Annotated in this window: 27 protein-coding genes; 18 read left to right on the top strand and 9 right to left on the bottom strand. The window is 64.2% G+C overall.

Features of this window, described 5'->3' with window-relative positions; translation table 11 throughout:
- Nucleotides 1–46 precede the first annotated feature (46 nt).
- From GR158_RS17880 to GR158_RS17845, 8 genes are all read left to right on the top strand, one after another.
- Nucleotides 47–793 (top strand): electron transfer flavoprotein subunit beta/FixA family protein, encoded by a 747-nt coding sequence (locus GR158_RS17880; protein WP_134649376.1) that lies wholly within the window; start codon nt 47–49, stop codon nt 791–793.
- A gap of 22 nt (nt 794–815) precedes the next feature.
- Nucleotides 816–1745 carry an electron transfer flavoprotein subunit alpha/FixB family protein gene (locus tag GR158_RS17875; RefSeq protein ID WP_160872042.1) on the top strand — a complete coding sequence of 310 codons (930 nt, stop codon included), beginning with the start codon at nt 816–818 and terminating at the stop codon, nt 1743–1745.
- A 147-nt stretch (nt 1746–1892) separates the two neighbouring features.
- Entirely contained in the window at nt 1893–2765 is an 873-nt protein-coding gene (locus GR158_RS17870) for a 3-hydroxybutyryl-CoA dehydrogenase (protein ID WP_134649378.1), read from the top strand.
- 87 nt (nt 2766–2852) lie between these two features.
- Nucleotides 2853–4193 carry a sulfatase-like hydrolase/transferase gene (locus GR158_RS17865; protein ID WP_134649379.1) on the top strand — a complete coding sequence of 447 codons (1341 nt, stop codon included), beginning with the start codon at nt 2853–2855 and terminating at the stop codon, nt 4191–4193.
- 159 nt (nt 4194–4352) lie between these two features.
- Nucleotides 4353–5336 carry a sulfate ABC transporter substrate-binding protein gene (locus GR158_RS17860; RefSeq protein ID WP_160872041.1) on the top strand — a complete coding sequence of 328 codons (984 nt, stop codon included), beginning with the start codon at nt 4353–4355 and terminating at the stop codon, nt 5334–5336.
- Between the two features lie 71 nt (nt 5337–5407).
- On the top strand, nt 5408–6235 hold the full coding sequence (gene cysT, locus GR158_RS17855) for a sulfate ABC transporter permease subunit CysT (RefSeq protein ID WP_202402341.1): 828 nt from the start codon (nt 5408–5410) through the stop codon (nt 6233–6235).
- Between the two features lie 2 nt (nt 6236–6237).
- Entirely contained in the window at nt 6238–7134 is an 897-nt protein-coding gene (gene cysW / locus GR158_RS17850) for a sulfate ABC transporter permease subunit CysW (RefSeq protein WP_160872040.1), read from the top strand.
- The gene (locus tag GR158_RS17845) at nt 7131–8153 is read left to right on the top strand and encodes a sulfate/molybdate ABC transporter ATP-binding protein (RefSeq protein WP_134649383.1); all 1023 of its coding nucleotides are present in this window, start codon (nt 7131–7133) and stop codon (nt 8151–8153) included. The genes cysW and GR158_RS17845 overlap by 4 nt, the downstream gene beginning before the upstream one ends.
- A 2-nt stretch (nt 8154–8155) precedes the next feature.
- Here the strand turns inward: GR158_RS17845 and GR158_RS17840 are convergent, their stop codons facing one another.
- Nucleotides 8156–8836, bottom strand: a complete 681-nt coding sequence (locus tag GR158_RS17840; RefSeq protein WP_134649384.1) for a TlpA disulfide reductase family protein — start codon at nt 8834–8836, stop codon at nt 8156–8158.
- Nucleotides 8837–8871: 35 nt separating this feature from the next.
- Here GR158_RS17840 and argH point away from each other — a divergent pair, with 35 nt between their 5' ends.
- From argH to GR158_RS17820, 4 genes are all read left to right on the top strand, one after another.
- On the top strand, nt 8872–10275 hold the full coding sequence (argH, locus tag GR158_RS17835; RefSeq protein ID WP_160872039.1) for an argininosuccinate lyase: 1404 nt from the start codon (nt 8872–8874) through the stop codon (nt 10273–10275).
- A gap of 102 nt (nt 10276–10377) precedes the next feature.
- The gene (locus GR158_RS17830) at nt 10378–10560 is read left to right on the top strand and encodes a lipoprotein (protein WP_134649386.1); all 183 of its coding nucleotides are present in this window, start codon (nt 10378–10380) and stop codon (nt 10558–10560) included.
- Between the two features lie 50 nt (nt 10561–10610).
- Nucleotides 10611–11879: a diaminopimelate decarboxylase gene (lysA, locus tag GR158_RS17825; RefSeq protein ID WP_160872038.1), complete on the top strand. Its 1269-nt coding sequence runs from the start codon at nt 10611–10613 to the stop codon at nt 11877–11879.
- A 106-nt stretch (nt 11880–11985) separates the two neighbouring features.
- Entirely contained in the window at nt 11986–14598 is a 2613-nt protein-coding gene (locus GR158_RS17820) for a TIGR02302 family protein (RefSeq protein ID WP_160872037.1), read from the top strand.
- 10 nt (nt 14599–14608) lie between these two features.
- Here the strand turns inward: GR158_RS17820 and GR158_RS17815 are convergent, their stop codons facing one another.
- The 3 genes from GR158_RS17815 to GR158_RS17805 form a co-directional block, all read right to left on the bottom strand.
- Nucleotides 14609–14968 (bottom strand): response regulator, encoded by a 360-nt coding sequence (locus tag GR158_RS17815; protein WP_134649389.1) that lies wholly within the window; start codon nt 14966–14968, stop codon nt 14609–14611.
- Between the two features lie 103 nt (nt 14969–15071).
- Complete coding sequence (gene hpt, locus GR158_RS17810; RefSeq protein ID WP_160872036.1) at nt 15072–15617, bottom strand: hypoxanthine phosphoribosyltransferase; 546 nt, start codon at nt 15615–15617, stop codon at nt 15072–15074.
- Between the two features lie 46 nt (nt 15618–15663).
- Nucleotides 15664–16329, bottom strand: a complete 666-nt coding sequence (locus GR158_RS17805) for a hypothetical protein (RefSeq protein ID WP_160872035.1) — start codon at nt 16327–16329, stop codon at nt 15664–15666.
- Between the two features lie 183 nt (nt 16330–16512).
- Here GR158_RS17805 and ftsE point away from each other — a divergent pair, with 183 nt between their 5' ends.
- The 4 genes from ftsE to GR158_RS17785 all read left to right on the top strand — a co-directional run bounded on the left by ftsE (nt 16513) and on the right by GR158_RS17785 (nt 19837).
- Nucleotides 16513–17172 carry a cell division ATP-binding protein FtsE gene (ftsE, locus tag GR158_RS17800; RefSeq protein ID WP_134649392.1) on the top strand — a complete coding sequence of 220 codons (660 nt, stop codon included), beginning with the start codon at nt 16513–16515 and terminating at the stop codon, nt 17170–17172.
- 13 nt (nt 17173–17185) lie between these two features.
- Nucleotides 17186–18181 (top strand): cell division protein FtsX, encoded by a 996-nt coding sequence (locus GR158_RS17795; protein ID WP_370340536.1) that lies wholly within the window; start codon nt 17186–17188, stop codon nt 18179–18181.
- A 70-nt stretch (nt 18182–18251) separates the two neighbouring features.
- Entirely contained in the window at nt 18252–18953 is a 702-nt protein-coding gene (locus GR158_RS17790; RefSeq protein ID WP_371731741.1) for a YdcF family protein, read from the top strand.
- A gap of 74 nt (nt 18954–19027) precedes the next feature.
- Complete coding sequence (locus tag GR158_RS17785) at nt 19028–19837, top strand: 1-acyl-sn-glycerol-3-phosphate acyltransferase (RefSeq protein WP_160872034.1); 810 nt, start codon at nt 19028–19030, stop codon at nt 19835–19837.
- Here GR158_RS17785 and GR158_RS17780 read toward each other — a convergent pair.
- Complete coding sequence (locus GR158_RS17780) at nt 19816–20367, bottom strand: gamma-glutamylcyclotransferase (protein WP_160872033.1); 552 nt, start codon at nt 20365–20367, stop codon at nt 19816–19818. The two genes, GR158_RS17785 and GR158_RS17780, sit on opposite strands and share 22 nt — an antisense overlap.
- Nucleotides 20368–20452: 85 nt before the next feature.
- Between GR158_RS17780 and GR158_RS17775 the strand changes: the two genes are divergently transcribed.
- A complete protein-coding gene (locus tag GR158_RS17775; RefSeq protein ID WP_160872032.1) occupies nt 20453–21460 on the top strand; it encodes a DUF2125 domain-containing protein in 1008 nt (335 codons plus the stop codon).
- Here GR158_RS17775 and GR158_RS17770 read toward each other — a convergent pair whose 3' ends face one another.
- On the bottom strand, nt 21461–22390 hold the full coding sequence (locus GR158_RS17770; protein ID WP_134649397.1) for a prephenate/arogenate dehydrogenase family protein: 930 nt from the start codon (nt 22388–22390) through the stop codon (nt 21461–21463).
- A gap of 64 nt (nt 22391–22454) precedes the next feature.
- Complete coding sequence (locus GR158_RS17765) at nt 22455–23204, bottom strand: class I SAM-dependent methyltransferase (RefSeq protein ID WP_134649398.1); 750 nt, start codon at nt 23202–23204, stop codon at nt 22455–22457.
- Nucleotides 23205–23308: 104 nt separating this feature from the next.
- Between GR158_RS17765 and gloB the strand changes: the two genes are divergently transcribed.
- Nucleotides 23309–24073 (top strand): hydroxyacylglutathione hydrolase, encoded by a 765-nt coding sequence (gene gloB / locus GR158_RS17760; RefSeq protein WP_160872031.1) that lies wholly within the window; start codon nt 23309–23311, stop codon nt 24071–24073.
- Nucleotides 24074–24075: 2 nt separating this feature from the next.
- Here the strand turns inward: gloB and GR158_RS17755 are convergent, their stop codons facing one another.
- Both GR158_RS17755 and GR158_RS17750 read right to left on the bottom strand, forming a co-directional pair.
- Complete coding sequence (locus tag GR158_RS17755; protein ID WP_160872030.1) at nt 24076–24957, bottom strand: DMT family transporter; 882 nt, start codon at nt 24955–24957, stop codon at nt 24076–24078.
- Nucleotides 24958–25003: 46 nt separating this feature from the next.
- The gene (locus tag GR158_RS17750; protein ID WP_160872029.1) at nt 25004–25780 is read right to left on the bottom strand and encodes a DUF3108 domain-containing protein; all 777 of its coding nucleotides are present in this window, start codon (nt 25778–25780) and stop codon (nt 25004–25006) included.
- Nucleotides 25781–25987 lie beyond the last annotated feature (207 nt).

Here is a 25987-nt window from a genome sequence, read left to right as displayed (position 1 = left end):
CGAAAGGCGCATTTTCCCCTCGCGGACATATGTAAGGAAGGAAGCCATGAAGATCCTTGTGCCAGTCAAGCGGGTCGTTGACTACAACGTTAAGATTCGCGTGAAGGCGGATGGCTCGGGTGTCGAGCTTGCGAATGTGAAGATGTCGATGAACCCGTTCGACGAGATATCGGTCGAAGAGGCGCTTCGCCTGAAGGAGGCCGGCAAGGCTGAGGAAGTGGTGGTGGTGTCGATCGGCCCGGCAAAGGCCGAGGAGACGCTGCGCACCGCGCTCGCCATGGGTGCGGACCGGGCGGTGCTGGTCGAGACGGAGGATGCCGTCGAGCCGCTGGCGGTCGCCAAGATCCTGAAGGGCGTCGTCGAGGCCGAACAGCCCGGCCTCGTCATCGTCGGCAAGCAGGCGATCGACGACGATTCCAACCAGACCGGCCAGATGCTGTCGGCGCTGCTCGGCTGGGCGCAGGCGACGTTTGCCTCCAAGGTCGAGATCGGGTCGGGTTCGGCCCAGGTCACGCGCGAAGTCGACGGCGGCCTGCAGACCATCGAGGTCAAGCTTCCGGCCGTCGTGACGACGGATCTGCGTTTGAACGAGCCGCGCTATGCCTCGCTGCCCAACATCATGAAGGCGAAGAAGAAGCCGCTCGACAAGAAGACGCCCGGCGACTTCGGCGTCGATACGAGCCCGCGCCTGAAGGTGCTGAAGACCGAGGAACCCTCGGGCCGCAAGGCCGGCGTCAAGGTCAAGGACGTCGCCGAACTGGTGGCGAGCCTGAAGACCGCAGGCGTTCTGTAAGGAAGATCGAGGAGATCACGATATGGCCATTCTTCTTCTGGCAGACCACGACAACGCCACCCTTTCCGACCAGACCGCCAAGGCGCTGACGGCCGCTTCGCAGATCGGCTCCGATGTGCATGTGCTCGTCGCCGGCTCCGGCGCCAAGGCCGCCGCCGAGCAGGCTGCCAAGCTTGCGGGCGTGACGAAGGTTCTCGTCGCCGACGATGCGAGCCTTGCCAACAACCTGGCCGAGCCGCTGGCCGCCCTCATCGTGTCGCTGGCCGGCAGCTACGACGCCATCGTCGCGGCGGCCACTTCGGTCGGCAAGAACGTGGCGCCGCGCGTTGCGGCCCTGCTCGATGTCGCGCAGGTCTCGGAGATCATCGAGGTGGTGAGCCCCGACACGTTCAAGCGTCCGATCTATGCGGGCAACGCCATCCAGACGGTGCAGTCGACCGACGCTAAAAAGGTGATCACCGTGCGCACGGCGTCCTTCGCCGCAGCGGGCGAGGGTGGCAATGCGCCGGTCGAGGCCGTCGCCGCCGCGGCAAATCCGGGCCTTTCCACCCATGTCAAGGACGCGCTGTCCTCGTCGGATCGTCCGGAGCTGACCTCGGCGAAGATCATCATCTCGGGCGGTCGTGCGCTCGGCTCGTCGGAGAAGTTCCAGGAAGTGATCCTGCCCGTCGCCGACAAGCTCGGTGCGGCCGTCGGTGCCTCGCGCGCTGCCGTGGATGCGGGCTACGCCCCCAACGACTGGCAGGTCGGCCAGACGGGCAAGGTCGTCGCCCCGCAGCTCTACATCGCCTGCGGCATCTCCGGCGCCATCCAGCACCTTGCCGGCATGAAGGACTCGAAGGTCATCGTCGCGATCAACAAGGACGAGGAAGCCCCCATCTTCCAGGTCGCAGACTACGGCCTCGTCGGTGACCTCTTCGAAGTCCTCCCACAGCTCGAAAAGGCGCTTTGAGCCGGCATCGCGCCGTCTTTGCGACGATGTTTTCACTGGAAATATCCGTCGCGTGCCTTTATCAATTTCACCGGGCCGGCTTGACCGGCCCGGTGTTTTTTTGCCTGCGCACTGGGTTCGGGCTGAAATGACGAGGCGATTGGTGCGATGATCAAGAACGTCGGTATTGTGGGTGCGGGCCAGATGGGATGCGGCATCGCGCATGTTGCTGCCCTTGCCGGATACAAGGTCCATATCTACGACCTGTCCGCCGAGCGGATCGAAGCCGGCCTCGCCACGATCCACGGCAATCTCGCCCGCCAGGTCTCTTCCGGCAAGATGTCCGACGAGGACCGGAAGAAGGCGCTGGCGCTCATCAAGGGCTCCACCGACGTCAACGACCTCTCGGATGCGGACCTGGTCATCGAGGCCGCGACCGAAGACGAGACCGTCAAGCGCAAGATCTACGGTCAGGTTTGTTCGGTGCTCAAGCCCGAGGCGATCCTCGCCACCAATACCTCCTCGCTCTCGATCACACGCCTTGCCTCCGCCACCGATCGGCCCGAGCGCTTCATGGGCATCCACTTCATGAACCCCGTTCCGGTCATGAAGCTGGTGGAGCTCGTGCGCGGCATCGCCACGGAGGAAAGCACCTTCTCCGCCGCGAAGGAATTCGTCGCCACGCTGGACAAGACCATTACGGTGGCGGAAGATTTCCCCGCCTTCATCGTCAACCGCATCCTGCTGCCGATGATCAACGAGGCGATCTATACGCTCTATGAAGGCGTCGGCTCGGTGGAGGCCATCGACACCGCCATGAAGCTCGGCGCCAACCATCCCATGGGCCCGCTTCAGCTTGCCGATTTCATCGGCCTGGACACCTGCCTCTCCATCATGCAGGTCCTGCATGATGGTCTCGCCGATTCCAAGTACCGCCCGTGCCCGCTGCTGGTGAAGTATGTCGAGGCCGGCTGGCTCGGCCGCAAATCCGGCCGCGGCTTCTACGACTACCGCGGCGAAGTGCCGGTTCCCACGCGCTGAGCGCGTGTTAAGCTTCGGCTTCAGTTCTTTTGAAAGAATTTGATGGTATGTCGCGAGGACTAGTTTAATCAGTCTCGCGACGGTACGATGACGGACATATCTATTTCGCCGGAAAAGTTGGGCGCGCAGCGTTTCATCGGGCGTGGCGCGCTTCTGTTCGTGTTGATCGTCGGGTTGTTGCCCAATCTCTTCTTTCTGGCCGTCATGCCGTTCTTCATTGCCGAACGGTTGATCACGCCCCTTCTCTATGTCATTGCCGCGATTGCTGCACTCTTCCTGCCACGTTTTGCGGTCTATGCTCTTTTCTTGGCGGTAGCCGTTGTTGATCTCTGCCTTATCGTCATGGTGGCTTTTCATCTGCCGCTCGCCTTGGCGATCGACTCTGTACGGTACATGGCGACGATCGACGTCTCGGCTTCGGGTTTTTATGTCGCCGTCATAAGCATTAATCTGGCGCTCGCGCTGGTTTCCGCATGGTTGTTCGACCGCAACCGCGCCGAGATACGGTCGGCATCGCCGCTACCAGTGCTTCTCGTCGCGTTGTCGCTCATGGCTGCGGATTTTCATTTCAACTTTCGTTACTTCACCAAGTCTATGTCGCCTTTCAACAGTGCGGTTTCCCAGAACGGGCTAAGTGCCGATGCGATTGCCGCGGGTGGTGGAAACCTGCTCATCGTGATGGTGGAGGGGCTTGGCGCCTTTGCCGATCCAGCAGAGAAGAGAATTCTGAGCGAGAAACTGGAAAACGCCGCTTCCAGCGCTGGTTATACTTTCACCAGTGGGACCACGCCTTATTCGGGCTCCACGACGGGCGCAGCCTCCCGCGAACTGTGTGGGCGCTGGGGTGATCATCGCGATTATATCTCTGGTGTGCACACGGAAAATTGCCTGCCAAAGCTTCTGCATGCGCGCGGTTTCGAGACGGTTGCCTATCACGGTTACACGTCCGACATGTTTGAGCGGCATGTCTGGTATCCCAATATCGGCTTTTCGGAACTTCATTTTATGGAAACGATGGTGCGGGACGCACCAATGCAGGTCGCGCGTCGCTGCGGCAGCGTCTTTCTCGGGTTGTGCGACAGCGATGTGGCTGCTCTCGTTCATTCCCGTTTGCTTGAGGCAGGCGATAAACCGAAGTTTGTCTATTGGCTCACCTTGAACTCGCACGTGCCGTTTGTCGCGAAGACTGTGGGAACCATGGCTTGCCGAACCGCGGCGGCGCCGATTGCAAATGCAACGGCATGCGAATTGGCGGAATTGTGGGGTGATGTCTTCGATTCTGTAGCGGCGATCGCGACTGATACTCGCCTTCCTCCTACGGATATTCTCGTCGTTGGAGATCACCATACTCCCCTATGGGAGCGCGCCGCGAAGGACCGCTTTACTCTCGGTCTGGTGGATTGGTACCTGTTGCGAAAGACATCCTGACGTCTTCTCGACGCGCTGAGCGGCCGAAGAATCCGCCAAAGCCTGGTTTCGGGGAAAATTGTTTCGCCTGCTGTGAGGGCCGCGACAGGGCCGTGTCTCGGATGGTCGCTGGCCTGCCGGTATTGTCTGCCTCAATTCTTATTGCATTGGGGTGTTCATATGAAACGCATTCTCCTTCTCGGCGCGGCCCTTCTCGGTCTTGCCGCTCCGATCTCCGCGCACGCCGCCGACAAGCTTTTGAACGCCTCCTACGACGTTGCGCGCGAGCTGTTTGCCGCGGAAAACGAAGCCTTCGTGAGGCAGCATCCGGGCGTCACCATCGACCAGTCGCACGGCGGCACGTCCAAGCAGGCCCGCGCCATCGTGGAAGGCCTCGAGGCCGACGTCGTGACCTTCAACCAGGTGACGGATATCGACTTCCTCGTGAAGAACGGCTTCGTCGCCGAAGGCTGGCAGCAGAAGTTCCCGAACAATGCGTCGCCCTTCTACTCCTTCCCGTCCTTCCTCGTCCGCGCCGGCAACCCGAAGAACATCAAGGACTGGTCGGATCTCGCTCGCAACGACGTGAAGGTCGTCTTCCCCAACCCGAAGACGTCGGGCAATGCGCGCTACACCTATCTGGCCGCCACCGCCTATGCCAAGGAAGCCTTCAACAACGATCCGGCCAAGGTCGAGGAATTCATCACCAAGATCTTCGACAACGTCCCGGTCTTCGACACGGGCGGTCGCGCGGCGACGACGACCTTTGTCGAGCGCGAGATCGGCGACGTGATCATCACCTTCGAAGCCGAGACCAAGTCGATCGCCAAGCAATACGGCGAAGACAAGTTCGAGAGCGTCGTGCCGTCCGTTTCGCTGCTCGCCGAGTTCCCGGTCGCCATCGTCGATAAGGTGGCGGATGCCAGGGGCAGCCGTGACCTTGCCAAGTCCTATCTGGATTTCCTCTATGCGCCCGAGGGCCAGAAGATCGCGGCCGAATTCGGCCATCGCGTCCATGACGAGAAGGTTGCTGCCGAGTTCAAGGACCAGTTCCCGGAAATCCGCCTCGTGAATGTCGACGACGTGTTCGGCGGCTGGAAGAAGATCTCCGAGGAGCACTTCGCCGAGGGCGGCACGCTGGACAAGATCTACGGTAGCCGTTGATCCCTTCGATTATTGTTTGTAGGGCAACCGGCGGGCTAGAAGCCCGCCGGTTGTTGTCATGAGAAAGGACCATGCGCTTGAGACGGCGTGTATTGCCAGGATTGCCGCTCGCGCTCGGCATCACCCTCGTCTATGTGGCCATCATCGTCGTGCTGCCGCTGGCCGCGCTCGTCTTCAAGGCGGCGAGCCTGGGCCCTGAGGACTACTGGCGGATCATCTCCTCCGACCGTGCGGTCGCGAGCTATCGCGTGACGGTCACCTGCGCGCTTGCGGCGACGGCGTTCAATCTCGTCTTCGGCCTGGCGCTCGCCTGGGTTCTCGTGCGCTACCGCTTTCCCGGGCGCCGGCTCGTCGACGCGCTGGTGGACCTGCCCTTCGCGCTGCCGACCGCCGTTGCCGGCATTGCGCTGACGACGCTCTTTGCCGCCAACGGCTGGTTCGGCGGGCCGCTGTCGCTCGTCGGCATCAAGGTCGCCTATACGCCGCTCGGCATCATGGTCGCCATGAGCTTCACGAGCATTCCCTTCATCGTGCGGACGGTCCAGCCGGTTCTGGAAGAGCTCGACCCTGCGCTGGAAGAGGCGGGGCAGACGCTGGGCGCAAGCGATCTCTCGATCTTCGTGACCGTGATCCTGCCGTTGCTGACACCGGCGCTTCTGGCCGGCGTGTCGCTGTCCTTCGCGCGCAGCCTGGGCGAATTCGGCGCAATCATCTTCATCGCCGGCAACCAGCCGTTCTCGACGGAGATCACCGCACTTCTCGCCTTCATCCGGCTTGAGGAATACGACTATCCGGCCTCTGCCGCGATTGCCTCCGTCATGTTGCTGACCGCCTTCGTCATGCTGGCGATCACCAATTTCATGCAGGCCCGTGCCCTGCGCTACACGGTAAGGGGCTGATCATGGCGCATCCTGGAAAAGGCAAGCCGCCGCGCGTGGGCGACAATCCGGTCTTCCGGCGCGTTCTCCTCTCATTCGTCCTCGTTCTGGTCGGGTTGATGATCGTCGCGCCGCTCGTCGTCATCGGCGTCGAGGCGTTCTCGAAGGGGGTCGCCTATTTCGGGGCCGCCATCGCCCATCCCGATACCCGCCACGCCATCATGCTGACGGTCGTCACGGCGCTGATCGCCGTGCCGATCAACACCGCTTTCGGCGTGGCCGCGGCCTGGGCGATCACCAAACACGATTTTCCCGGCAAGCGATTGCTGATCGTCATCATCGAGATCCCGTTCTCGGTCTCGCCGATCGTTGCGGGCGTCGCCTATCTCTTCGTGTTCGGGCTCCAGGGCCTGTTCGGCCATGCGCTGCAGGCGATGGAGATCAAGATCCTGTTTGCGCTGCCCGGCATCGTGCTGGCCAGCATGTTCGTAACGGCGCCCTTCGTCGCGCGTGAACTGATCCCGCTCATGCAGGCGCAGGGCCGCGATCTCGAAGAGGCCGCGACGTCGCTTGGCGCCAGCGGCTGGCGCACCTTCTTCTCCGTCACGCTGCCCAATATCAAATGGGCGCTGCTCTATGGCGTCGTGCTGTGCAATTCGCGCGTGATGGGGGAATTCGGCGCGGTCTCGGTCGTCTCGGGTAATATCCGCGGCCAGACGAACACGCTGCCGCTGCACATCGAGCTGCTCTATCACGATTACAACGCGGCCGGCTCGTTTGCCGCCGCATCCATCCTCGCCGGCCTCGCCATCGTCACGCTCGTCGTCAAGGTGGCGCTCGAGCGGCAGGGTGCGGGCCGCATCCAGCGTCCTTCCGCTCTTGCGGGCGCCGATACCGTCACTCCGGAGGTCAAGCCGTGAAGATCCGCCTCGACAATGTGGTCAAAGAGTTCGAGACCTTTCGCGCCGTGCATGGCGTCTCGCTCGATATCGACAGCGGCGAGCTGGTCGCGCTGCTCGGCCCATCCGGCTCCGGCAAGACGACCATCCTGCGCATGGTCGCCGGCCTCGAATATGCCGATGCCGGCGCGATCTATTTCGGCGACGAGAATGCCACGGAGATCCCGGTGCGCGATCGCGGCGTCGGTTTCGTCTTCCAGCACTATGCGCTCTTCCCGCACATGACCGTCGGCGAGAACATCGCCTTCGGCATGAAGGTCTCGAAGATAAAGCGTTCGCCGCAGGCCATCGCCGCGCGTGTCAAGGAATTGCTCGACCTCGTGCAGCTGAGCGGCCTCAAGGACCGTTTCCCAGGCCAGATCTCCGGCGGCCAGCGGCAGCGCGTGGCGCTGGCGCGCGCGCTTGCCGTCGATCCGCGCGTGCTGCTGCTCGACGAGCCTTTCGGCGCGCTGGATGCGAATGTCAGGCGCGATCTTCGCCGCTGGCTGCGCAAGATCCATGATGAACTGGGTATCACCACGCTTTTCGTGACGCATGACCAGGAAGAGGCGCTCGACCTCGCCGACCGCGTCGTCATCCTCAACAAGGGCAAGATCGTGCAGGAGGGGACGCCCGAGGCGGTGTGCCGCAATCCCGCCGATGCCTTCGTGATGAATTTCCTGGGGGATGCCAACCGGCTGGAGGCTGAAATCCGCGGAGGCAAGGCCCATGTCGATGGCGTCGCCTTCGAGGCTGATGGCGTTGCCGACGGCAGCGGGCAGATCCTGTTCCGCCCGGCCGATGTGAGCTGGCGCGAGGACGGGCAGGGCATCGCCGCCCGCATCGTCCGGGTCATCGACCGGCCGGATTCACGCCGCGTGCTGGCGATGACGGAGAGCGGCCAGGCGGTGGAGTTCGACACCGCGCCGGAATTCACGCACCGCCGGGGCGACGCGGGTTTCCTCGATATCCGCCGGCCGCGCGTCTACGCGGCGGCCTGACGTCAGCTCTTCGGGCCGGCCAGCGCTGCGTTGATCAGTGCCTTGGCATCCTCGCTGTCCCAGGCGGCGGGGCCGTTCATGGCGGAGATCAGGCAGCCCTTGTCGTCCATCAGCAGCGTGACGGGCAGGCCGAAGGCGAGGCCTTCCTTCTTCAGCGTGTTGAAGACGCCCATCGAGGCGTCGCGGTAATAAGCGAGCTCATGGACCTTCGTCTCGTCGAGGAAGGTCTTCGGCTTCTCGTCGTCGCCGGTGTCGATGTTGATCGCGACCACCTCGAACTTGTCGCTGCCGAGATCCTTCTCCAGCGCGTTGAGTGCCGGCATCTCCTCGCGGCAGGGCACGCACCAGGTGGCCCAGAGGTTGACGAGCAGGGTCTTGCCCGCGAAATCGGCGATGGTCTTCTTCTTGCCGTCGGGACCGTCGAAGACGAGTTCCGGCAGCGGACGGTGCTCGTCGACCGTGCGCATGGCGGCGACCTGGCCCTTCGAGAAGGGCGTGATGGCCTCGGCCCGGGCGGCGGCGAGCGGGCAGGCGGCGGGATCGGCCGACGCGACGGCGCCCGTGGCATTGCCAGACAGGCTCTCCTTCACGTATATCGCAGCACCACCGGCGAGAAGTCCGGCGAGCCCGGCAATGGCGATGAGCTTTCCTGCCGGCAGGCCGAGGGTCTTCTTCACTGACATTTCATTCTCCAGGACACTTTTCCAGGCAGGCACCCATGGCAGACGGCACTTCCGAGACGAAATCCTCGAACCAGATGTGGGGCGGCCGCTTCGCCTCGGGACCGGATGCGATCATGGAGGAGATAAATGCCTCCATCGGCTTCGACAAGAAGCTTTATGCCCAGGACATCCGCGGCTCAAAGGCGCATGCCGAGATGCTCGCCCATCAGGGCATTATTTCGGCGGACGATAAGGAAAAGATCGTTCACGGTCTCGACACGATCCTGTCAGAGATCGAAAGCGGCGCTTTCGAATTCTCCCGCAAGCTCGAAGACATCCATATGAACGTCGAAGCGCGGCTCGCCACGCTGATCGGCCCGGCTGCCGGCCGCCTGCACACCGCCCGTTCGCGCAACGACCAGGTGGCGCTCGATTTCCGCCTCTGGGTGAAGGAAGAGCTGCAGAAGACCGAGAAGGCGCTGACCGGCCTCATCGCCGCCTTCCTCGACCGCGCGGAAGAGCATGCCGAAACCGTCATGCCCGGCTTCACCCATCTCCAGACCGCCCAGCCGGTGACCTTCGGCCACCATTGCATGGCCTATGTCGAAATGTTCGGCCGCGACCGCCAGCGCGTGCGCCACGCCATCGAGCATCTCGACGAAAGCCCGATCGGTGCGGCAGCGCTCGCCGGCACCGGCTACAATATCGATCGCCACATGACGGCCAGGGCGCTGGGCTTCCGCGAGCCGACGCGCAATTCCATCGATACGGTTTCCGACCGCGACTTCGCGCTGGAATTCCTGTCGATCGCCGCCATCGCCTCGGTGCACCTGTCGCGCCTGGCCGAGGAAATCGTCATCTGGTCGACGCCGCAGTTCGGCTTCATCCGCCTGTCGGATGCCTTCTCGACCGGATCCTCCATCATGCCGCAGAAGAAGAACCCCGATGCCGCCGAGCTGGTGCGCGCCAAGACCGGCCGCATCAACGGTTCGCTGATCGCGCTTCTCACGGTTATGAAGGGCCTGCCGCTCGCCTATTCCAAGGACATGCAGGAAGACAAGGAGCAGGTCTTCGACGCCGCCGAAAGCCTGGAGCTCGCCATCGCCGCGATGACCGGCATGGTGCGCGACATGACCATTCGCACCGACAGGATGAAGGCTGCGGCCGGTTCGGGCTATTCGACGGCCACCGACCTCGCCGACTGGCTGGTGCGCGAGGCGGGCCTGCCGTTCCGTGACGCGCATCATGTGACCGGACGCGCCGTGGCGCTGGCGGAGAGTAAGGGCTGCGATCTTGCCGAACTTTCGCTGGAGGAGTTGCAGGCGATCCATGAGGCGATCACCGCCGATATCTTCAACGTTCTGACGGTCGAGGCGTCGGTCGCCAGCCGCAAGAGCTACGGCGGCACGGCGCCGTCGGAGGTGCGCCGGCAGATCGCCTGGTGGCGGCAGCGCAACTGATCAAGGTGCTTGCAGGACCCATCATCAGATTAAGGGTGCACAAGGGCGGGCGAATTCGCTAAGGATGTTGCCCACTCCACCCGGCAATTCCAGGGAACGTTCATGACACGCATCGACATCGGCAAGCTGGCGCTCGTGCTCTGCCTTTCTGCAGCGGTTCTGACGGCGTGCGGCCGCAAGGGCGACCTCGAGCGGCCCGGCGCGCAGCCGGCCGTGACGACCGTCGACGGCAAGAAGGTCGAGCAGGTCGAAGACAAACGCTTCCTTCTCGACCCTCTTCTCTAGTTTTTCCCAACGCGATTCCGAGCCGGAATTGCCCTGAACGGACTGCAAGCGTGAACCATTTCGAGCATCGTGACGGCGTCCTCCATGCGGAGGATGTGCCGGTTCCGGAAATCGCCAGGGCGGTCGGCACACCCTTCTACGTCTATTCGACGGCGACGCTGGAGCGGCACTTCAAGGTGTTCTCCAAGGCGTTCGAAGGCGTCGATGCGCTGGTCTGCTACGCCATGAAGGCGAATTCCAACCAGGCGGTTCTCAAGACGCTCGCCCGGCTCGGCGCCGGTATCGATGTGGTCTCCGAGGGGGAGCTGCGCCGTGCGCTCGCCGCCGGCGTGCCCGCCTCGCGCATCATGTTCTCCGGCGTCGGCAAGACGCCGCGTGAAATGGATCTCGCGCTCGAGGCCGGCATCTACTGCTTCAACGTCGAATCCGAGCCGGAACTCGAGGTGCTCAACGCCCGCGCCGTGAAGGCCGGCAAGGTCGCGCATGTTTCCTTCCGTATCAATCCCGATGTGGATGCCCGCACCCATGCGAAGATCTCGACGGGCAAGAAGGAAAACAAGTTCGGCATTTCCTGGGAGCGCGCACGCGCGGTCTATGCCCGTGCCGCGACGCTGCCCGGTATCAAGGTGACCGGCATCGACATGCATATCGGCAGCCAGATCACCGAGCTGCAACCCTTCGACGATGCCTTCCGGCTGCTGCGCGAACTCGTCGAGACGCTGCGCGCCGATGGCCATACGATCGATCACGTGGATGTCGGCGGTGGGCTGGGCATTCCCTACAAGACGGACAATGCGCCGCCGCCGCTGCCGGATGCCTATGCGGACATCGTCAAGAACCAGCTCAAGGGCCTCGGCTGCCGGATCGTCACGGAGCCCGGCCGCCTGATCGTCGGCAATGCCGGTCTCTTGGTGACCGAAGTGCTCTATGTGAAGGATGGCGGGGAGAAGACCTTCGTCGTGGTGGATGCGGCGATGAACGACCTCATCCGTCCGACGCTTTACGAGGCGTGGCACGAAATCGAGCCGGTCGTCATATCGGCAGCCAATGCGCCGCGCATCCGCGCGGATGTCGTCGGCCCGGTCTGCGAGACGGGCGATTATCTGGCGCTCGACCGTGAAATGGCGGTGCCGAAGCCGGGTGATCTCATCGCCATTGGTTCGGCCGGCGCCTATGGCGCGGTACAGGCCGGCACCTACAACAGCCGCCTGCTCGTTCCCGAAGTGCTGGTCAACGGTTCGGAATTTCACGTCATCCGGCCGCGTCCCAGCTATGACGAGCTGATCGGTCTCGACTCGCTTCCGGCATGGCTTGCCTGACCGTCCGGCTCAAGATGCCGTTCACGATTTCGCGCGCGCCCTCGTCTTCGCCACAAAGCATGTTATCCTCGAAGACCTGACAACAGGCGGCGGCGAGCGGTGAACGATGGCAATTGAAGAGCAGCGCAAGAGGGAGGCGACCGGCAATTCGCTGGGGCGCCGGCTTGCGGGCAAGCGCCTCGCCGCCAAGATCGTGCTCTATCTCGAGGCGCTGGCGCCGCGGCTTTTGCCGGTCCTCATGCTCGCGGCGGGTTTCCTGGCGCTGACCTGGTTCGGCTATTTCCGCCACGTGCCGGCTTGGCTGCACATCGCGACGCTCGCTGCCTTCGCGCTCGGTGCAAGCCTCCTGCTTCTGCGGCTGCGCGGCCTTGTCTGGCCCTCGGCCGATGCCGCCGACCGCATGCTGGAAGCGCGCAATGCGCTTGCTCACCAGGCTATCCGCGTGCAGGACGACCGGCCGGCGGGGGGCGATGCCTTCGCGGACGCCTTGTGGCGCGAGCACCAGGCGCGCATGGCCCGCATGGTCGGCGCCCTGCGCCCCGGCGCCCCGGAGCCGGACATCGCACGCCACGACCGCCATGCGCTGCGCGCGCTGCCGGTGCTGTTCGTCGCCATCGCCTTTGCCTTCTCCTATTCCAACCGCGGCGGCCTTCTGGCCGATGTCGTTTCCGTTCGCGCGCCCGTCGAGGCGGCGCCGGATGTGCGCATCGATGCCTGGGTGACGCCGCCGGCGCACACGTCGCGCGCGCCCGTCTTTCTGACCGGCAACGGGCAGGGCGAGGCGGTGACGGGCGAGGTCCGCGTTCCGCAGTTCAGCGAACTGACGGTTCGCGTGACGGGCGGCAGCGGCAACGAGCAGGCGACCTACCAGGCGGCGGGCGAGACCGCCGCGACGGCCATCCGTCCCGAGGAGGCCAAGCCGAAGGATGAGACGGCGGAGGCCGAAAAAACCGAAGCCACGCTACCGGTTGCGGTCGCCGATGCCGCCAGGACCATGCATTACAGCATCCAGAAGGATGGTACGCTGACGGTCGACGGCCGCTCGTGGATGTTTACCGTCATTCCCGACAGGGTGCCGGAGATCGCCTTCGACGGCATTCCGAAGGCCACCGTCACGGCGGCGCTGGACATCAGCTTCATCGCCAAGGACGACTACGGGCTCCAGGAGGCTCATGCCGAGATCGTGCCGGTCGACCAGCCCAAGGAGGCGCGGCCGCTCTATCCGCTGCCCGAATACAGGCTCGACCTGCCGCGCCGCGCGGCGCGCGAAGCCAAGGGCACGACCAGCCGTAACCTTTCCGAACATCCGCTGGCCGGCAAGCGTGTGAAGATCACGCTCGTCGCCACGGATGCGGCGGGACAGGAGGGCCGCAGCCAGCCCGTGGAAATGGTGCTGCCGGCGAAGGCCTTTTTCGAGCCGCTTGCCGCCGCCGTCGCCGAGCAGCGGCAGGTCTTCGCGCTCGACGCCAACCAGCTGCCCCATGCCATCGCGCTCAACGAGGCGTTGATGATCCGGCCGGAAGAAACCATTCCGAACCCGACGCATTATCTGCTTCTGCAATCGGCCAATGCCCGCATGAAGCTCGCCCGTACGGACGACCAGCTGCGCGAAGTGGCAGATTATCTCTGGGAAATCGCGCTCGGCATCGAGGACGGCAACCTGTCGCTCGCCGACCGCCGGCTGCGCGACGCTCAAAAGGCGCTTTCGGAGGCGCTGGAGCGCAATGCGCCGGACGAGGAGGTCGCAAAGCTCATGCAGGAGCTGCGCGAGGCGATGCAGGCCTATATGCAGGAGCTCGCCCGGCAGGCTGCGAAGAACGGACAGATGCGTGAGAATGCGCAGCAGCAGGGCCAGATCCTGCGTCAGCAGGATCTCCAGCGCATGATGGACCAGATCGAGAACCTGGCGCGCTCCGGCGCTCGCGACCAGGCGCAGCAGATGCTTTCCGACCTCCAGCGCATGATGAACAACCTGCAGGCCGGCCGGCCGCAGCAAGGCCAGCAGGGTCAGCAGAACGACGCCATGCGCCAGGAGATGGACAAGCTCGGCGAACTCATGCGCAAACAGCAGCAGCTGATGGAAGAGACCTTCAAGCTCGACCAGGCGCTGCGGGACCGCCAGCAGATGGGCGACCCGATGCCGGGCGAGGACGGTGAACAACAGCAGCAGCAGGGCGACAACGGCGCCGGGCAGCAGGAGACGGACCGGATGACGGCCGAACAGCTGCGCGATGCGCTGAAGAAGCTGAGGGAGCAGCAGGACGCGCTCGGCAAGCAACTCGGTGAGGTCGAGCAGGCCCTGAAGGGCATGGGCCTCGATCCCGGCGAAGGTTTCGGCCAGGCCGGCCGCGAGATGAAGGGTGCATCCGAAGCGCTGGGCCAAAGCCAGGGCGAATCAGCGGTGGGCAGCCAGGGCCGCGCGCTGGAGGCGCTGCGTCAGGGTGCGCAGAGCATGATGAGCCAGATGCAGGCGATGGGTGAGGGCCAGGGGCAGGGCATGGGCGTTCCGCAGGCCGGGCGCAACGGGCGCGATCCCCTTGGCCGTGACCGCAACGTCAATGGTCGCGGTCCGGACACCGGCGGACAGACGAAGATCCCGGAAGAGATCGACATCCAGCGGGCGCGCGAAATTCTCGATGAAATCCGCCGCCGTCTCGGCACGGGTGCCGCGCCGGGCTTCGAGCGGGATTATCTGGAGCGGCTGCTCGGTATCCGTTGAACGCGGATGATCAGGCGGCCAGCGCCTGCGCCACGGCGCGCCGGATATCCGGCAGGCTGAACGGCTTGCTCACGACATCGACGATCTTCGAGGCGAGGTCGTCGGCGCGTTCGCGCTGTTCGGCATAGCCGGTCATCAGCAGAATCTTGAGGGCAGGATGCGCCGCAGACGCCTTGTGCGCCAGTTCGATGCCGTCCATCACAGGCATGCGGATATCGGACAGCAGGAGGTCGAAGCCGCCTTCCGTGAGGGCATCGAGCCCTGCGGCGCCATCGGGCGCCTCCACGGTCTCATGGCCGTCCAGCCGCAATGCGCGCGCCACGAAGAGACGCAGCGAATCCTCGTCTTCCGTGATCAGGATCTTCGCCATCATATTCCCTTTCAGTCAGTCCGGCACGACAAGACCAGACTTTCCTTGTCGATCGGTAAACGAACGACGGGGGGAATTAGCGTGCGGCGTGTTTTCCGCTGTCCTAGTCAGCCTCGCCGGTGACGACGCCGACGAAGGGCAATTCGCGGAAAGCGTAGGCGACGTCCATGCCGTATCCGACGACGAAATGGTCCGGGCATTCGAAACCGACATAGTCCGCTTCCAGGTCGGTCTTGCGCTTCTCGCGCTTGTCGAGCAGCACGGCGATGGTGACATTGCGCGCGCCGCGCTCGTACATCAGCTCCTTGGCGAAGCTCAGCGTGCGGCCGGATTCCAGGATATCGTCGATGAGCAGGATATCGCGGCCATGCACGTCGCTGTCGATGTCCTTGATGACCTTCACGCCCTGCGAGACGGTGCCCGTGCCGTAGCTCGACAGCGTGATGAACTCGACTTCGGGCGCGAGGCCGGCAGCATGCAGCGCGCGGGTGAGGTCGGCCGCGAAGATGAAGGAGCCCTTCAGAACGGCGATGACGAGGAGATCCTGCGTCGGGCCGGAGGCGATCTGTGCGGCAAGCTCTTCGTTGCGCTTGGCGATCTGCCCGGCATCATAGAGCGTTTCGATCTTCTTTCCGCGGACAATCTGCATCGCGTGGCGGCTCCCTGGATGGATATGAAGGAGCCGATTAGCACAGTCAGGTGGCCGGTGCACCCTCGCGTGCGAGGGAAACCGAGACTTTCGGTACTTTTCCGCCGCTGTGCGGGATGCGCAGCGCGAAGTGCTCGGCGCCGCCGGGCGCGATCGTTTCGGCATCGAGCACGATCCGGCGCGTGCCGCTGCCTTCCAGCACGACGTCGAGCGGCGGCACGCCCTTCACGCTGTTGCCCGTGTTCGCCAGGCGGCCATAGACGGTGAGCACTTTCATGCCGTTGCGGTCGTCCACCATCGCGGCGATATCGGTCAGGTTCAGCACATCCGCTTGCGGGGTCGGCAGGATGGCCGCCTTGAGTGCCGTCAGCCCACCGGCAAAAGCGAAGACGAAGAGGAAGGCAAGCGCGACGAGGCCGGCAAAGGCGCGGCCCGGAAGACGCTGGAGCCCCGCTTCGCAAAGGCGGGCACAGGCCGCACCCAGCCGGAACAGCGGATGGTCCGACATCGGGCGGGCGGGCGTTGCGGGCCGCCTGCGGTGATTGTCGTTCGACGTCCGGCCGGCGGCGCTGCGAATCACCACGAAATCGGCGTCCACGACGTCTGTTCTTTTGGAAAACCGCTCGGCGCGGCTTGCCCCCTTTGCCCCGGGTTCGGGCGGCAGGAGATCGACCCGGCTTTTCGCTTCACGCTTGATTTTGAAGGCGTTCATCGCCACCTCCCGTCGCCGCCTTCCCGCATAGTCCAGGCGAAAAGTCGGGCATTGAATGAAATCCTTACGAAACGTAAACCATACTGGTTAATGCTTCGGAAACCTGACCGTGAAAGAGCCGCTTTCCTGTGCGACGTCGACCGCGGTACCGCTGGGTGATCGTCTCTAGAACCGGATTGACCATTGATTCATTTCGAGAATGTCGGGCTGCGCTATGGAATGGGACCGGAGATCCTCCGTGACCTGACCTTCGATATTCCGCGCCGGTCCTTCCAGTTCCTCACCGGGCCGTCAGGTGCCGGCAAGACGACGCTTCTGCGTCTGCTTTTCCTGTCGCTTCAGCCGACCCGCGGCATCATCCGCAGCTTCGACCGGGAAATCTCGACCATCCCGCGTGACGAACTGCCCATGCTGCGCCGGCGAATCGGTATCGTCTTCCAGGATTTCCGCCTGCTTGATCACCTGACGACCTACGAGAACGTCGCGCTGCCGCTGCGCGTGCGCGGCAAGGAAGAGATCAGTTACCGCGCCGACGTGCTGGAACTCCTGAAATGGGTCGGGCTCGGTGAGCGAATCAACGTGCTGCCGCCTGTCCTGTCGGGCGGGGAAAAGCAGCGCGCGGCTATCGCGCGCGCGCTCATCGACCGGCCGGAATTGCTTCTGGCCGACGAGCCGACCGGTAACGTCGATCCGCCGATGGCGCGCCGGCTGCTCAGCCTCTTCCTCGAACTCAACCGACTGGGGACCGCCGTGGTGATCGCCACGCACGACCTCTCCTTGATGGATCAGGTCGAGGCGCGGCGCATGATCCTCTCGCAGGGACGGCTCGACATCTATGAGTGACTTGCAGAGAGATATGCGCGACACCGCCGAGACCGAGCAGCCGGCCCGCCGGCCGGAAATGCGCGTGCGGCCCACCGCACCCATCGTGCCGCCGTCGAACGTGTCCGGCAATGCGCTGATGCTCGTCATCGCCATCATGGCCTTTCTCGCCTGCCTCACCTTCGGCGCCGTCAGCATGGTGCGGGCGACGGCGGCGAGCTGGCAGAGCGAGATTTCCCGCGAGATCACAATCCAGATCAAGCCGGACGACAATCTCGACATGGAGCAGGCGCTGAAGGATGCGCGCGACCTCGCGCTGACCTTCACCGGGACGCGGGACGGCACGATCGTCGACAAGGCAGCGACCGCGCGCCTTCTGCAACCCTGGCTCGGAGACGGACTTGACATCGACGAGCTGCCGGTGCCGCGCCTCGTCATCGTCACCATCGACGAGCAGAGCCCGCCGGATTTCACCGCGATGCGGGCGGCGCTGTCGCAGAAGATCCCCCAGGCCTTCCTTGACGATCACCGCACCTGGGTCGATCGCCTCGTGGCCATGGCGCGCACGACCGCCTTCATTGGCACCGGCGTTCTCGTGCTGGTCTTCTCTGCCATGGTGCTGACGGTGGTGTTTGCGACGCGCGGCGCGCTGTCCGGCAACAGGCATATCGTGGAAGTGCTGCATTTCGTGGGCGCGGAAGCGGGTTTCGTCGCGTCCGAATTTCAGAAACACTTCCTGAAGATCAGCCTCAAGGGTTCGCTTGCCGGGGGATTGCTGGCCGCCCTTTTCTTCGCCGTTGCGGGTTTCTGGCAGGGACGGGCGATCGCCACACCCCAGAGCGACCAGGCGACCGCGCTGTTCGGCAGCTTCTCCATGGGGCTCACGGGCTATCTCGGCATTGCCGGAACCATCGCTGTTATCGCGCTCCTGACCACGCTGACGGCCCGCTTCACGGTGATGCGCACGATCCATGAAATCGACCAGATCCGCTCGGATCCATCCCGTACCGATCAACTGCCCGACTCATGATGTGGGCGCAGTCTATCACCGTCGTGAAACGGACTAGGGCTTGCCTTAATCCGGTTCTATGGACAGAATCATGAACATGCTGGATCAGGCAAAGGCCGGCATGCCCAACGGGCTGCTGCAGGACGGGCGACGGAGGCGCAAGGGCCCCGTGCGGCTTCTCGTGCGCGCCATTCTTGCGGTGATCCTGCTGGCCGTCATTCTGGGAAGCGCGGGTTTCCTGTATTTCGCCGAAACGGTGGCAAGCCTCGAAACGCCCGATGATCCCAAGGCCGACGCCATCGTCGTGCTGACGGGCGGCTACCAGCGCATCGACCATGCCATCGACCTTCTGAAGAAAGGCGCCGGCGGGCGTCTGCTGATTTCCGGGGCCAACCCGTCGACAAGCGGCAACCAGTTGCGCAAGCTGACCCAGAGCTCCTCGACACTGTTCGAATGCTGCGTCGACATGGGCTATGATGCCATCGACACGGTGGGCAACGCCAACGAGGCGGCGCGCTGGATCAACGATCACCGGTTCCGGCGCGTTCTTGTCGTCACCAACAACTATCACATGCCGCGCAGCCTGCTCGAGCTGAAGGCCAGCGATCCGCAGACCGAGTTCATTGCCTATCCCGTCGTCAACACGGATCTCAAGAACGGCAACTGGCTGCGCCAGCCGGGCGTGCTGAAGGCGATGCTTTCCGAATATGTGAAGTACAGCCTCGCGCAGATAAGGGCATTTGCGGGTGCGCGCAGCTGGTCGGGGCTTCGGGGCGATATCGAAGGCGGCTGACATCGATCGGGCGGGAGTTTCCCCGTCCGGCAATATCGTGTAGGGCGGAGCATGTTCCGTTCACAGGCCGCCCGATGATCGCTTTCCGCTCCGTGCTTTTCAACGCCGTCTTCTATCTCAATCTCATCGTGCAGATGATCATCTTCACGCCGATCTACTTCCTGCTGCCGCGCAAGAAGGCCTACTTCGTCCCCAAGTTCTGGGCACGCAGCAACCATTGGCTTTTCAAGGTCATCGTCGGCGCGACATTCGAGATCGAAGGGCTGGAGAACATTCCGGCGGGCGGCTACATCTTCGCGCCGAAGCACCAGTCCTTCTGGGATGCCTATGCTCTGCTGCCCTGGCTCAGCGACCCGTTCTACATTCTCAAGCGCGAGCTGACCTGGATCCCGCTGTTCGGCTGGTACATCAAGAAGCAGCGCATGGTGCCGGTGAACCGCGGCGCGCGCGGCAAGGTGATGACGGCCGTCATGGAGCGCACCAAGGCGGAAATGAATGCCGGGCGCCAGCTGATCATCTATCCGGAAGGCACGCGCCGCCCGCCGGGTGCGCCGCCGGAATACAAGTACGGCATCGCGCGGCTCTATCGTGATCTGCAGGTGCCGGTCGTGCCCGTGGTGATGCATCCGGGCCTGTTCTGGCCGCGCCGCAAGTTCCTCCGCCAGCCGGGCCATTTCAAGGTACAGATCCTGCCGGCCATCGCGCCGGGCATGAATCCCGATGCGTTCCTTGCCCATCTCGTCGACGTTATGGAGACGGCCAGCGACAAGCTGCTCGTCGAGACCGTCGAGGCCAATCCGCATCTCATACTGCCGCCGACAGCCGTCAAGCGGCTGGCGGAACTGAAGGCGGGAACGCCCGGTCAGGCGGAAATGCGCGTGTAAAGGCCTTCCGCCGTCCGGCCGACATCCTCCAACCAATGGTCGCGGATGCCCATTTCGCGCAGATGCGACAGCGTGTTGCGCACGTAATCCATGTTGTGCCCTGACTTGCCGACCGCGGTGCTGATGGTCCGCGCCGCCTCATCGACGGAGAGCGATCCGGCAAACTGGTGATGGGCGCGGTCGCAGATATAGGTGAGCGTGGAAACGCGACGCCCGTCGCCGAGCGTGGCAGGCAGCGTGCGCTCCTTGTAGACATGGGTCACGAGTTCGCGCTCGCGCAGATAATCCACGACGGCATCCCGGGCCTGCGGCGCCACGCGGAACGCCACGCCGCGGCAGGACCCGCCCCGGTCGAGGCCGAGCACCAGGCCGGGTTTTTCCTCGGTGCCGCGATGGACCCAGGAGCGCACGCACAGCGAACGGCGGAAGCCGAAAAGATGGGCCGGTTGCCGCTCCTCATACTCGAAACCCGGATTCCACATCAGCGATCCGTAGCCAAACACCCAGAATTCGTTCATATCCACTGTCACCGGGACCATCTCTCTAAAAGCCGCCGCAATTGCCGGCTTTGACGCGCATTCGGACACGTCGCGTCCGCTACCATTGGAGAACAGTATGGCATCGTCAAGCCGCGCCGACACATCCGGGGTTACGCGCAAGCTGATCCTGCTCGCCGTTGCCATCGTCGTCGCCGTCGCGCTCTATACGGGCGGATGGTTTTATGCCGCAAGCCAATTGAAAGAGCGTGTGGCACAGGAGCTTGCCGCGTCGCAACAGGGCATGCATGCGGCGTCCTGCACGGACCTGTCGGTGCGGGGCTATCCGTTCCGTATCGGCGTCTTCTGTGATTCGGTCGGCCTCGATGATCGTCCGGCGGGGCTTTCGGCCAGTTTCGGCGCGCTGCGTTCCGCCGCCCAGGTCTACCGGCCGGGGCATGGGATCATCGAACTCGACGGGCCCGCGCAAGTCCGTGTGACGCCGGATCTCGCCTTCGACGCCAATTGGGACCTGATGCGCGCGAGCGTCGTCGCCTGGACGACCGGCCTCGACCGGGCTTCCATCGCCTATGACGGCCTGAAGGGCCGGCTGAACGCCCCGTCGCAGGGCGTTTCCGTGGGCATTTCGGTGACGCATGGCGAAAAGCATGTGCGGCAGTCGGGCGATGCGCTCGATGTCGCGGCGTCGCTGGACGGGCTTTCGCTCGATCTCGGCAACAAGACGCTTCCGCCGTTCAACATGGCCGTCGACATGACCATCGCCAATGCCGCCAGTTGGCTTTCGAAGGAAGGTCCGCCGGCCGGCGTGCCGCTCGGGACGAACGCGGAGCTGCGTGCCCTGACATTCGATCTCGGCGAGGGCCGCACGATGACGCTTTCGGGGCCGGTTTCCATCGGGAATGACGGTTACGTCTCCGGTACGGTCGATCTCACCATCGAGGGCATCGACCTGTGGCGGGACCGGATCTCCGAGACGTTTCCCGATGCGGCCAAGACGGTGCAGCGTGTGGCGAGCGGGCTGCGTGCCCTTTCGGGCGGGCAGGACCGGGCCGTAGTCAAGCTCAACGTGCAGCAGGGCACCGTCTATCTCGGGCCGTTCGCCGTCGCGGAAATTCCGCCGCTCTGATCAGGCCTTTTCGTCGGGAACCGGGCGTCCGAAGTTCGGTGCAGACGTATCCTGACCCGCGTCGATGATCGATCGGCGGATGGCGCGGGTGCGGGTGAAGAGATCGAAGAGCTTTTCCCCGTCGCCCCAGCGGATGGCGCGCTGCAAGTAGGCCAGGTCCTCCGAGAAGCGGGCGAGCATTTCGAGGATCGCATCCTTGTTGTGCAGGCACACGTCGCGCCACATGGTGGGGTCGGAAGCGGCAAGGCGCGTGAAATCGCGAAAGCCGGATGCGGAATATTTGATGACTTCCGATTCCGTGACCGTCTCCAGGTCGTCGGCGGTGCCGACGATATTGTAGGCGATGATATGCGGCAGGTGCGAGACGATGGCGAGCACCTTGTCGTGGTGCTCCATGTCCATCTCGTCCACCTTCGAGCCGAGCGCCTCCCAGAAGGCGGCGAGCCGGCGCTTGGCCTCCTTGTCGGTGCCATGCACGGGGGTGAGGATGCACCAGCGACCCTGGAACAGCTCGGCAAAGCCGGCATCGGGGCCGGAATGCTCCGTGCCTGCCAGCGGGTGGCCGGGAATGAAATGCACGCCCTTGGGGATATGCGGCAGCATCTGCGCCACGACGGAGCCCTTGGTGGAGCCGACATCGGTGACGATGGCGCCCGGCTTCAGGTGCGGTGCGATCGCCTCGGCGACCTTGCCGGATGCGCCGACGGGCACCGAGACGATGACGAGATCGGCATCCTCGACGGCCTCGCCGGCGTCGAGCACGTAGTCGGTGCCGAGGTCAAGCGCCCGGGCGCGGTCCAGCGTCTCCTGGCTGCGGCTCGAAATGATGACGGATTTGGCAAGGCCCTTGAGCTTGACGGCGCGTGCGATGGACGAGCCGATGAGGCCGATGCCGATCAATGCGATCTTGTCGAAATGTCCGTCCGTCATGGTGTCTCGCCCTTTAGCTTTTTCCCGCCCGCTCTAACGGGCAGGCCCGCTTTTGTCGAGAGGATCAGCGCGGCAGGCGATCGCGTGTCGTCGGCACGCCCTGGGGTGCGAGGACGGGAACGAAGACGCGGCGCGATGCGCGGGCGGCGACCGGCAGGCCCTGGTAGAGCCGCTTCTGGGCCTCCACCACGATGACGCCGGAGAACATCGGCCACAGCATGCGGCCCACCCGCTCGAAGGCGCCGCGCAGCTTCTGCACGCTGCGCAGCTTGGACGGGGGGAAGAACAACGCTTCCGCGGAGGCGCCGGGGGTGAAATTGGTTTCGCGCAGAAGCGCCGTCAGCTGGCCGCGCGAATAGGGGCGCCCGGAGCCGAAAGGCGTGTGCTCCATGCGGGCCCACACGCCGCGCCGGTTGGGCACCACGATGACGAGGCGCCCGCCGGGCGACAGGACGCGCCACAGCTCCTTCATGGTCTCGCGGGGGTTTTCGGCGAATTCCAGCGAATGCACCATCAAGATTCGGTCGACCGAGGAATCCGGCAGGGGCAGCTCCTCGTCGAAGACCAGCGCGGTGGCCGACATCTCTCCGGCGGGCCAGTTCACGGCACCTTGACCGGCAGGCATGAAGGCGAAGGTGCGTTCGGTATCGGCGCGGAACCGGTCGAGATAGGGCACGGCATAGCCGAGGCCGACCAGCCGCTCGTCCGGCAGGCGCGCCCAGAGCGAGGCGAGCGCCATGGAAATGGAATGGTCGGCGAGGCGGCCAAGCGACGAATGGTAGAACTCACGGAGGTCGACGATATCTGCATGCATGGCAAGGATGTTAGCGATGGCCCGGTAGACTTCAAGGGCGATTGCCTTACATTCGCCCCGACCGACGCCCCGCGAATGACCCGGTGAATGAAAAGGACTGCGCCATGACCCCGCTCGAAATCGAACTCTTCGCCTGCCGCAGCGACAATTTCGGCGTTCTCCTGCACGATCCGGCGACGGGGGAAACGGCAAGCATCGATGCGCCGGAGGAGCAGGCGATCCTCGACGCGCTGGTCCGGCGCGGCTGGACGCTGAGCCACATCTTCACGACCCATCATCACCAGGATCATGTGGAGGCGAACGCCGCGCTCAAGGCGCGTTTCGGCGCGACGATCATCGGCCCGGCGCACGAAGCCATACCGGGTCTCGACCGCAAGGTGGATGGCGGCGACAGCTTCACCTTCGCCGGCCGGCCGGTCGACGTTATCCTGACGCCCGGCCACACGCTCGGCCACATCTGCTTCCACCTGCCGCAGGACAAGCTGCTGTTTGCTGCCGATACTCTCTTTGCGCTCGGCTGCGGCCGGCTCTTCGAGGGAACGCCGGCGCAGATGTGGGATTCGCTTTCCAAGCTCGCCGCCCTGCCGGATGAAACGGTGGTCTATTTCGGTCACGAATACACGCTGTCCAATGCGCGTTTCGCCCTGACAATCGATCCTGACAATGCCGCTTTGCGGGCCAGAGCCGAAGAGATCGAGGCTTTGCGGGCGAGGGGGGCCTTCACGGCGCCGACGACGATTGGTCTGGAAAAGGCGACGAACCCCTTCCTGCGCGCTTCCGATCCCGCGATCCGGCAGCATCTCGGCATGAAGACGGCGAGCGACGCGGAGGTCTTCGCTGAAATCCGCGCGCGCAAGGACCGGTTCTGAGATCAGGCCGGGCTGGAGGCTGCCTTGCGGAAGATCATGTCCTTGGCGGCGAGCATCGCGCCGCCTGTCACCAGCAGGCAGGCGATGCCGATGCTAAGCGATGGTTCGGCAAAGCCGGACAGGATGAGCACCAGCGTGGAGAGAAGCGGCGCGCTGTAGCTGGCCGCGCCGAGGATCTGGATATCACCGTTCTTCACGCCGAAATCCCAGGCATAGAAGGCCGCGCCCACGGGCAGCAGGCCGAGGCCGGCGACGGCCAGCCATTCGGACCCGCTCTGCGGCCAGACCGTCGTTTCGAGTGCGAGATGGCACAACAGGGACAGGATGGAGGTCGCGATGCAGAAGCCGGTCACCACATCGGTCGAGACCGCCTCGAAACGGCGGGTGGCGAGCGAATAGCCCGCCCAGGTGAAGGCGCAGAGGAAGGCGGCGCCGTAGCCGACGAGATAGGCGCTGTCGAAGGAAACGCCGTTGCGTCCGACGATGAGCGCCGTGCCGCCCAGTCCCAGCAGGGTACCGAGGATATGGTTCCACTTCAGCCGCTCACCCGGCAGCAGCGCGGAGCCGGTGACGATGAGGAGCGGCCAGAGATAGGCGATCAGGCTTGCCTCGACGGCCGGCGCGTTGCGCAGGGCGGTGAAGTAGAGGAAATGATAGCCGAACAGGCCGAGGATGCCGGTGATCCACACCTTCGCCGGCTGCCTGAGCAGGCGCATGCGCTCCGGCCGGGCCAGCAGGACCACGATGCCGGGCAGGCTGCCGATCAGGAAGCAGATCGCCGACAGCTGGAAAGGCGGCATCGTCCCGGATGCGGCGGTGAACAGCGCCAGCAGCGCCCACATCAGGATCGCGGTGAAGCCGATCAGGGTTGCGCGCGTCTTCAAGGCCGATGTCTCCGGTCTGCCGAGCGGGGCCCGGCCGACCGAAGGCTCAATCGCCGAAGCGCGTGGCCGATACGGTGACGGGACCGAGCTTTGTCGGGATCTTCACATAAACGGGAGCATATACATTCGCCGCCTCGGCCTTGGCAAACCAGATTTCCATCGTGCTCAGCCGACGCAGGTACTCCACGTCCTCGCGGCCTTTCTTGTAGCCGGATTTCGGGATGAAGCGAATACCGCAGACCGTGACCTCGCCCGCGAAGCCCTTGGTGGTATAGGACCGGGTGCCCTTGGAGGTCAGGCGCAGGTCGAGACGCGATTCGCCGTCGAAGATCGGCAGGGTCTTGGGGCAGATGCGGTTGCCTGCGGGAATGATGAGCCCCGAGATCGGATCGAGCACGGAACGCATGTCGGCCGTGGAGACCGGCACCCAGTTTTCCGGCTTCTTGCGCGGCGGCACCATGCTGGCATTGACGACATTGCCGTTGCGGAAGGTGACGTCGATGGCCCGGCCGCGCTTTCCGCTCTGGTAGTTCACCGAATAGGACGTGGCGCGCAGCCGGTCGCGGCTGACGATGCCCGAGACCGTGGTCGTGCCCTTCGTCCTGGCAAAGATATCCGCCAGACCGGCGGAGCTCATGCTGCCGGAAATGGAATAGCGCCGTCCGTCGAAGGCGGAACGGAAGCTCGCCGTCGCCACCGGAAGGCCGGAAAGGCGGATGCTGTACTCCGTGCGATGCAGGATTTCTTCCGCCGAAACGGGTGCAGCACCCGCCATCAAGGCAAGCGACGCGACCGCACCGGCAATCCAACCCTGCTTGTTCATCTGGCGCTCCCGTTCAAACGCTTCGCCTAGCCTGCCATTGCGGCGATTATAGGCCGTGGAGAATTTCAGCGTGTTCTGCTATTCCCGCGAATCGGGCGGCTTGGCAACTGATTTCCAGCCTGCGCGCAGGTTTGGCTTGACGTCGCCGGCCAGTGTGACTATAGAACCGCAACTTTCCAAAAAGGCCAGACGGACTGCGGCCGGTTT

This window comes from Shinella sp. AETb1-6 (assembly GCF_009826875.1).
Classification (GTDB): domain Bacteria; phylum Pseudomonadota; class Alphaproteobacteria; order Rhizobiales; family Rhizobiaceae; genus Shinella; species Shinella sumterensis.
Note: the sequence above shows the minus strand (reverse complement) of the source record. Positions and strands in the feature narration are given on the sequence as shown.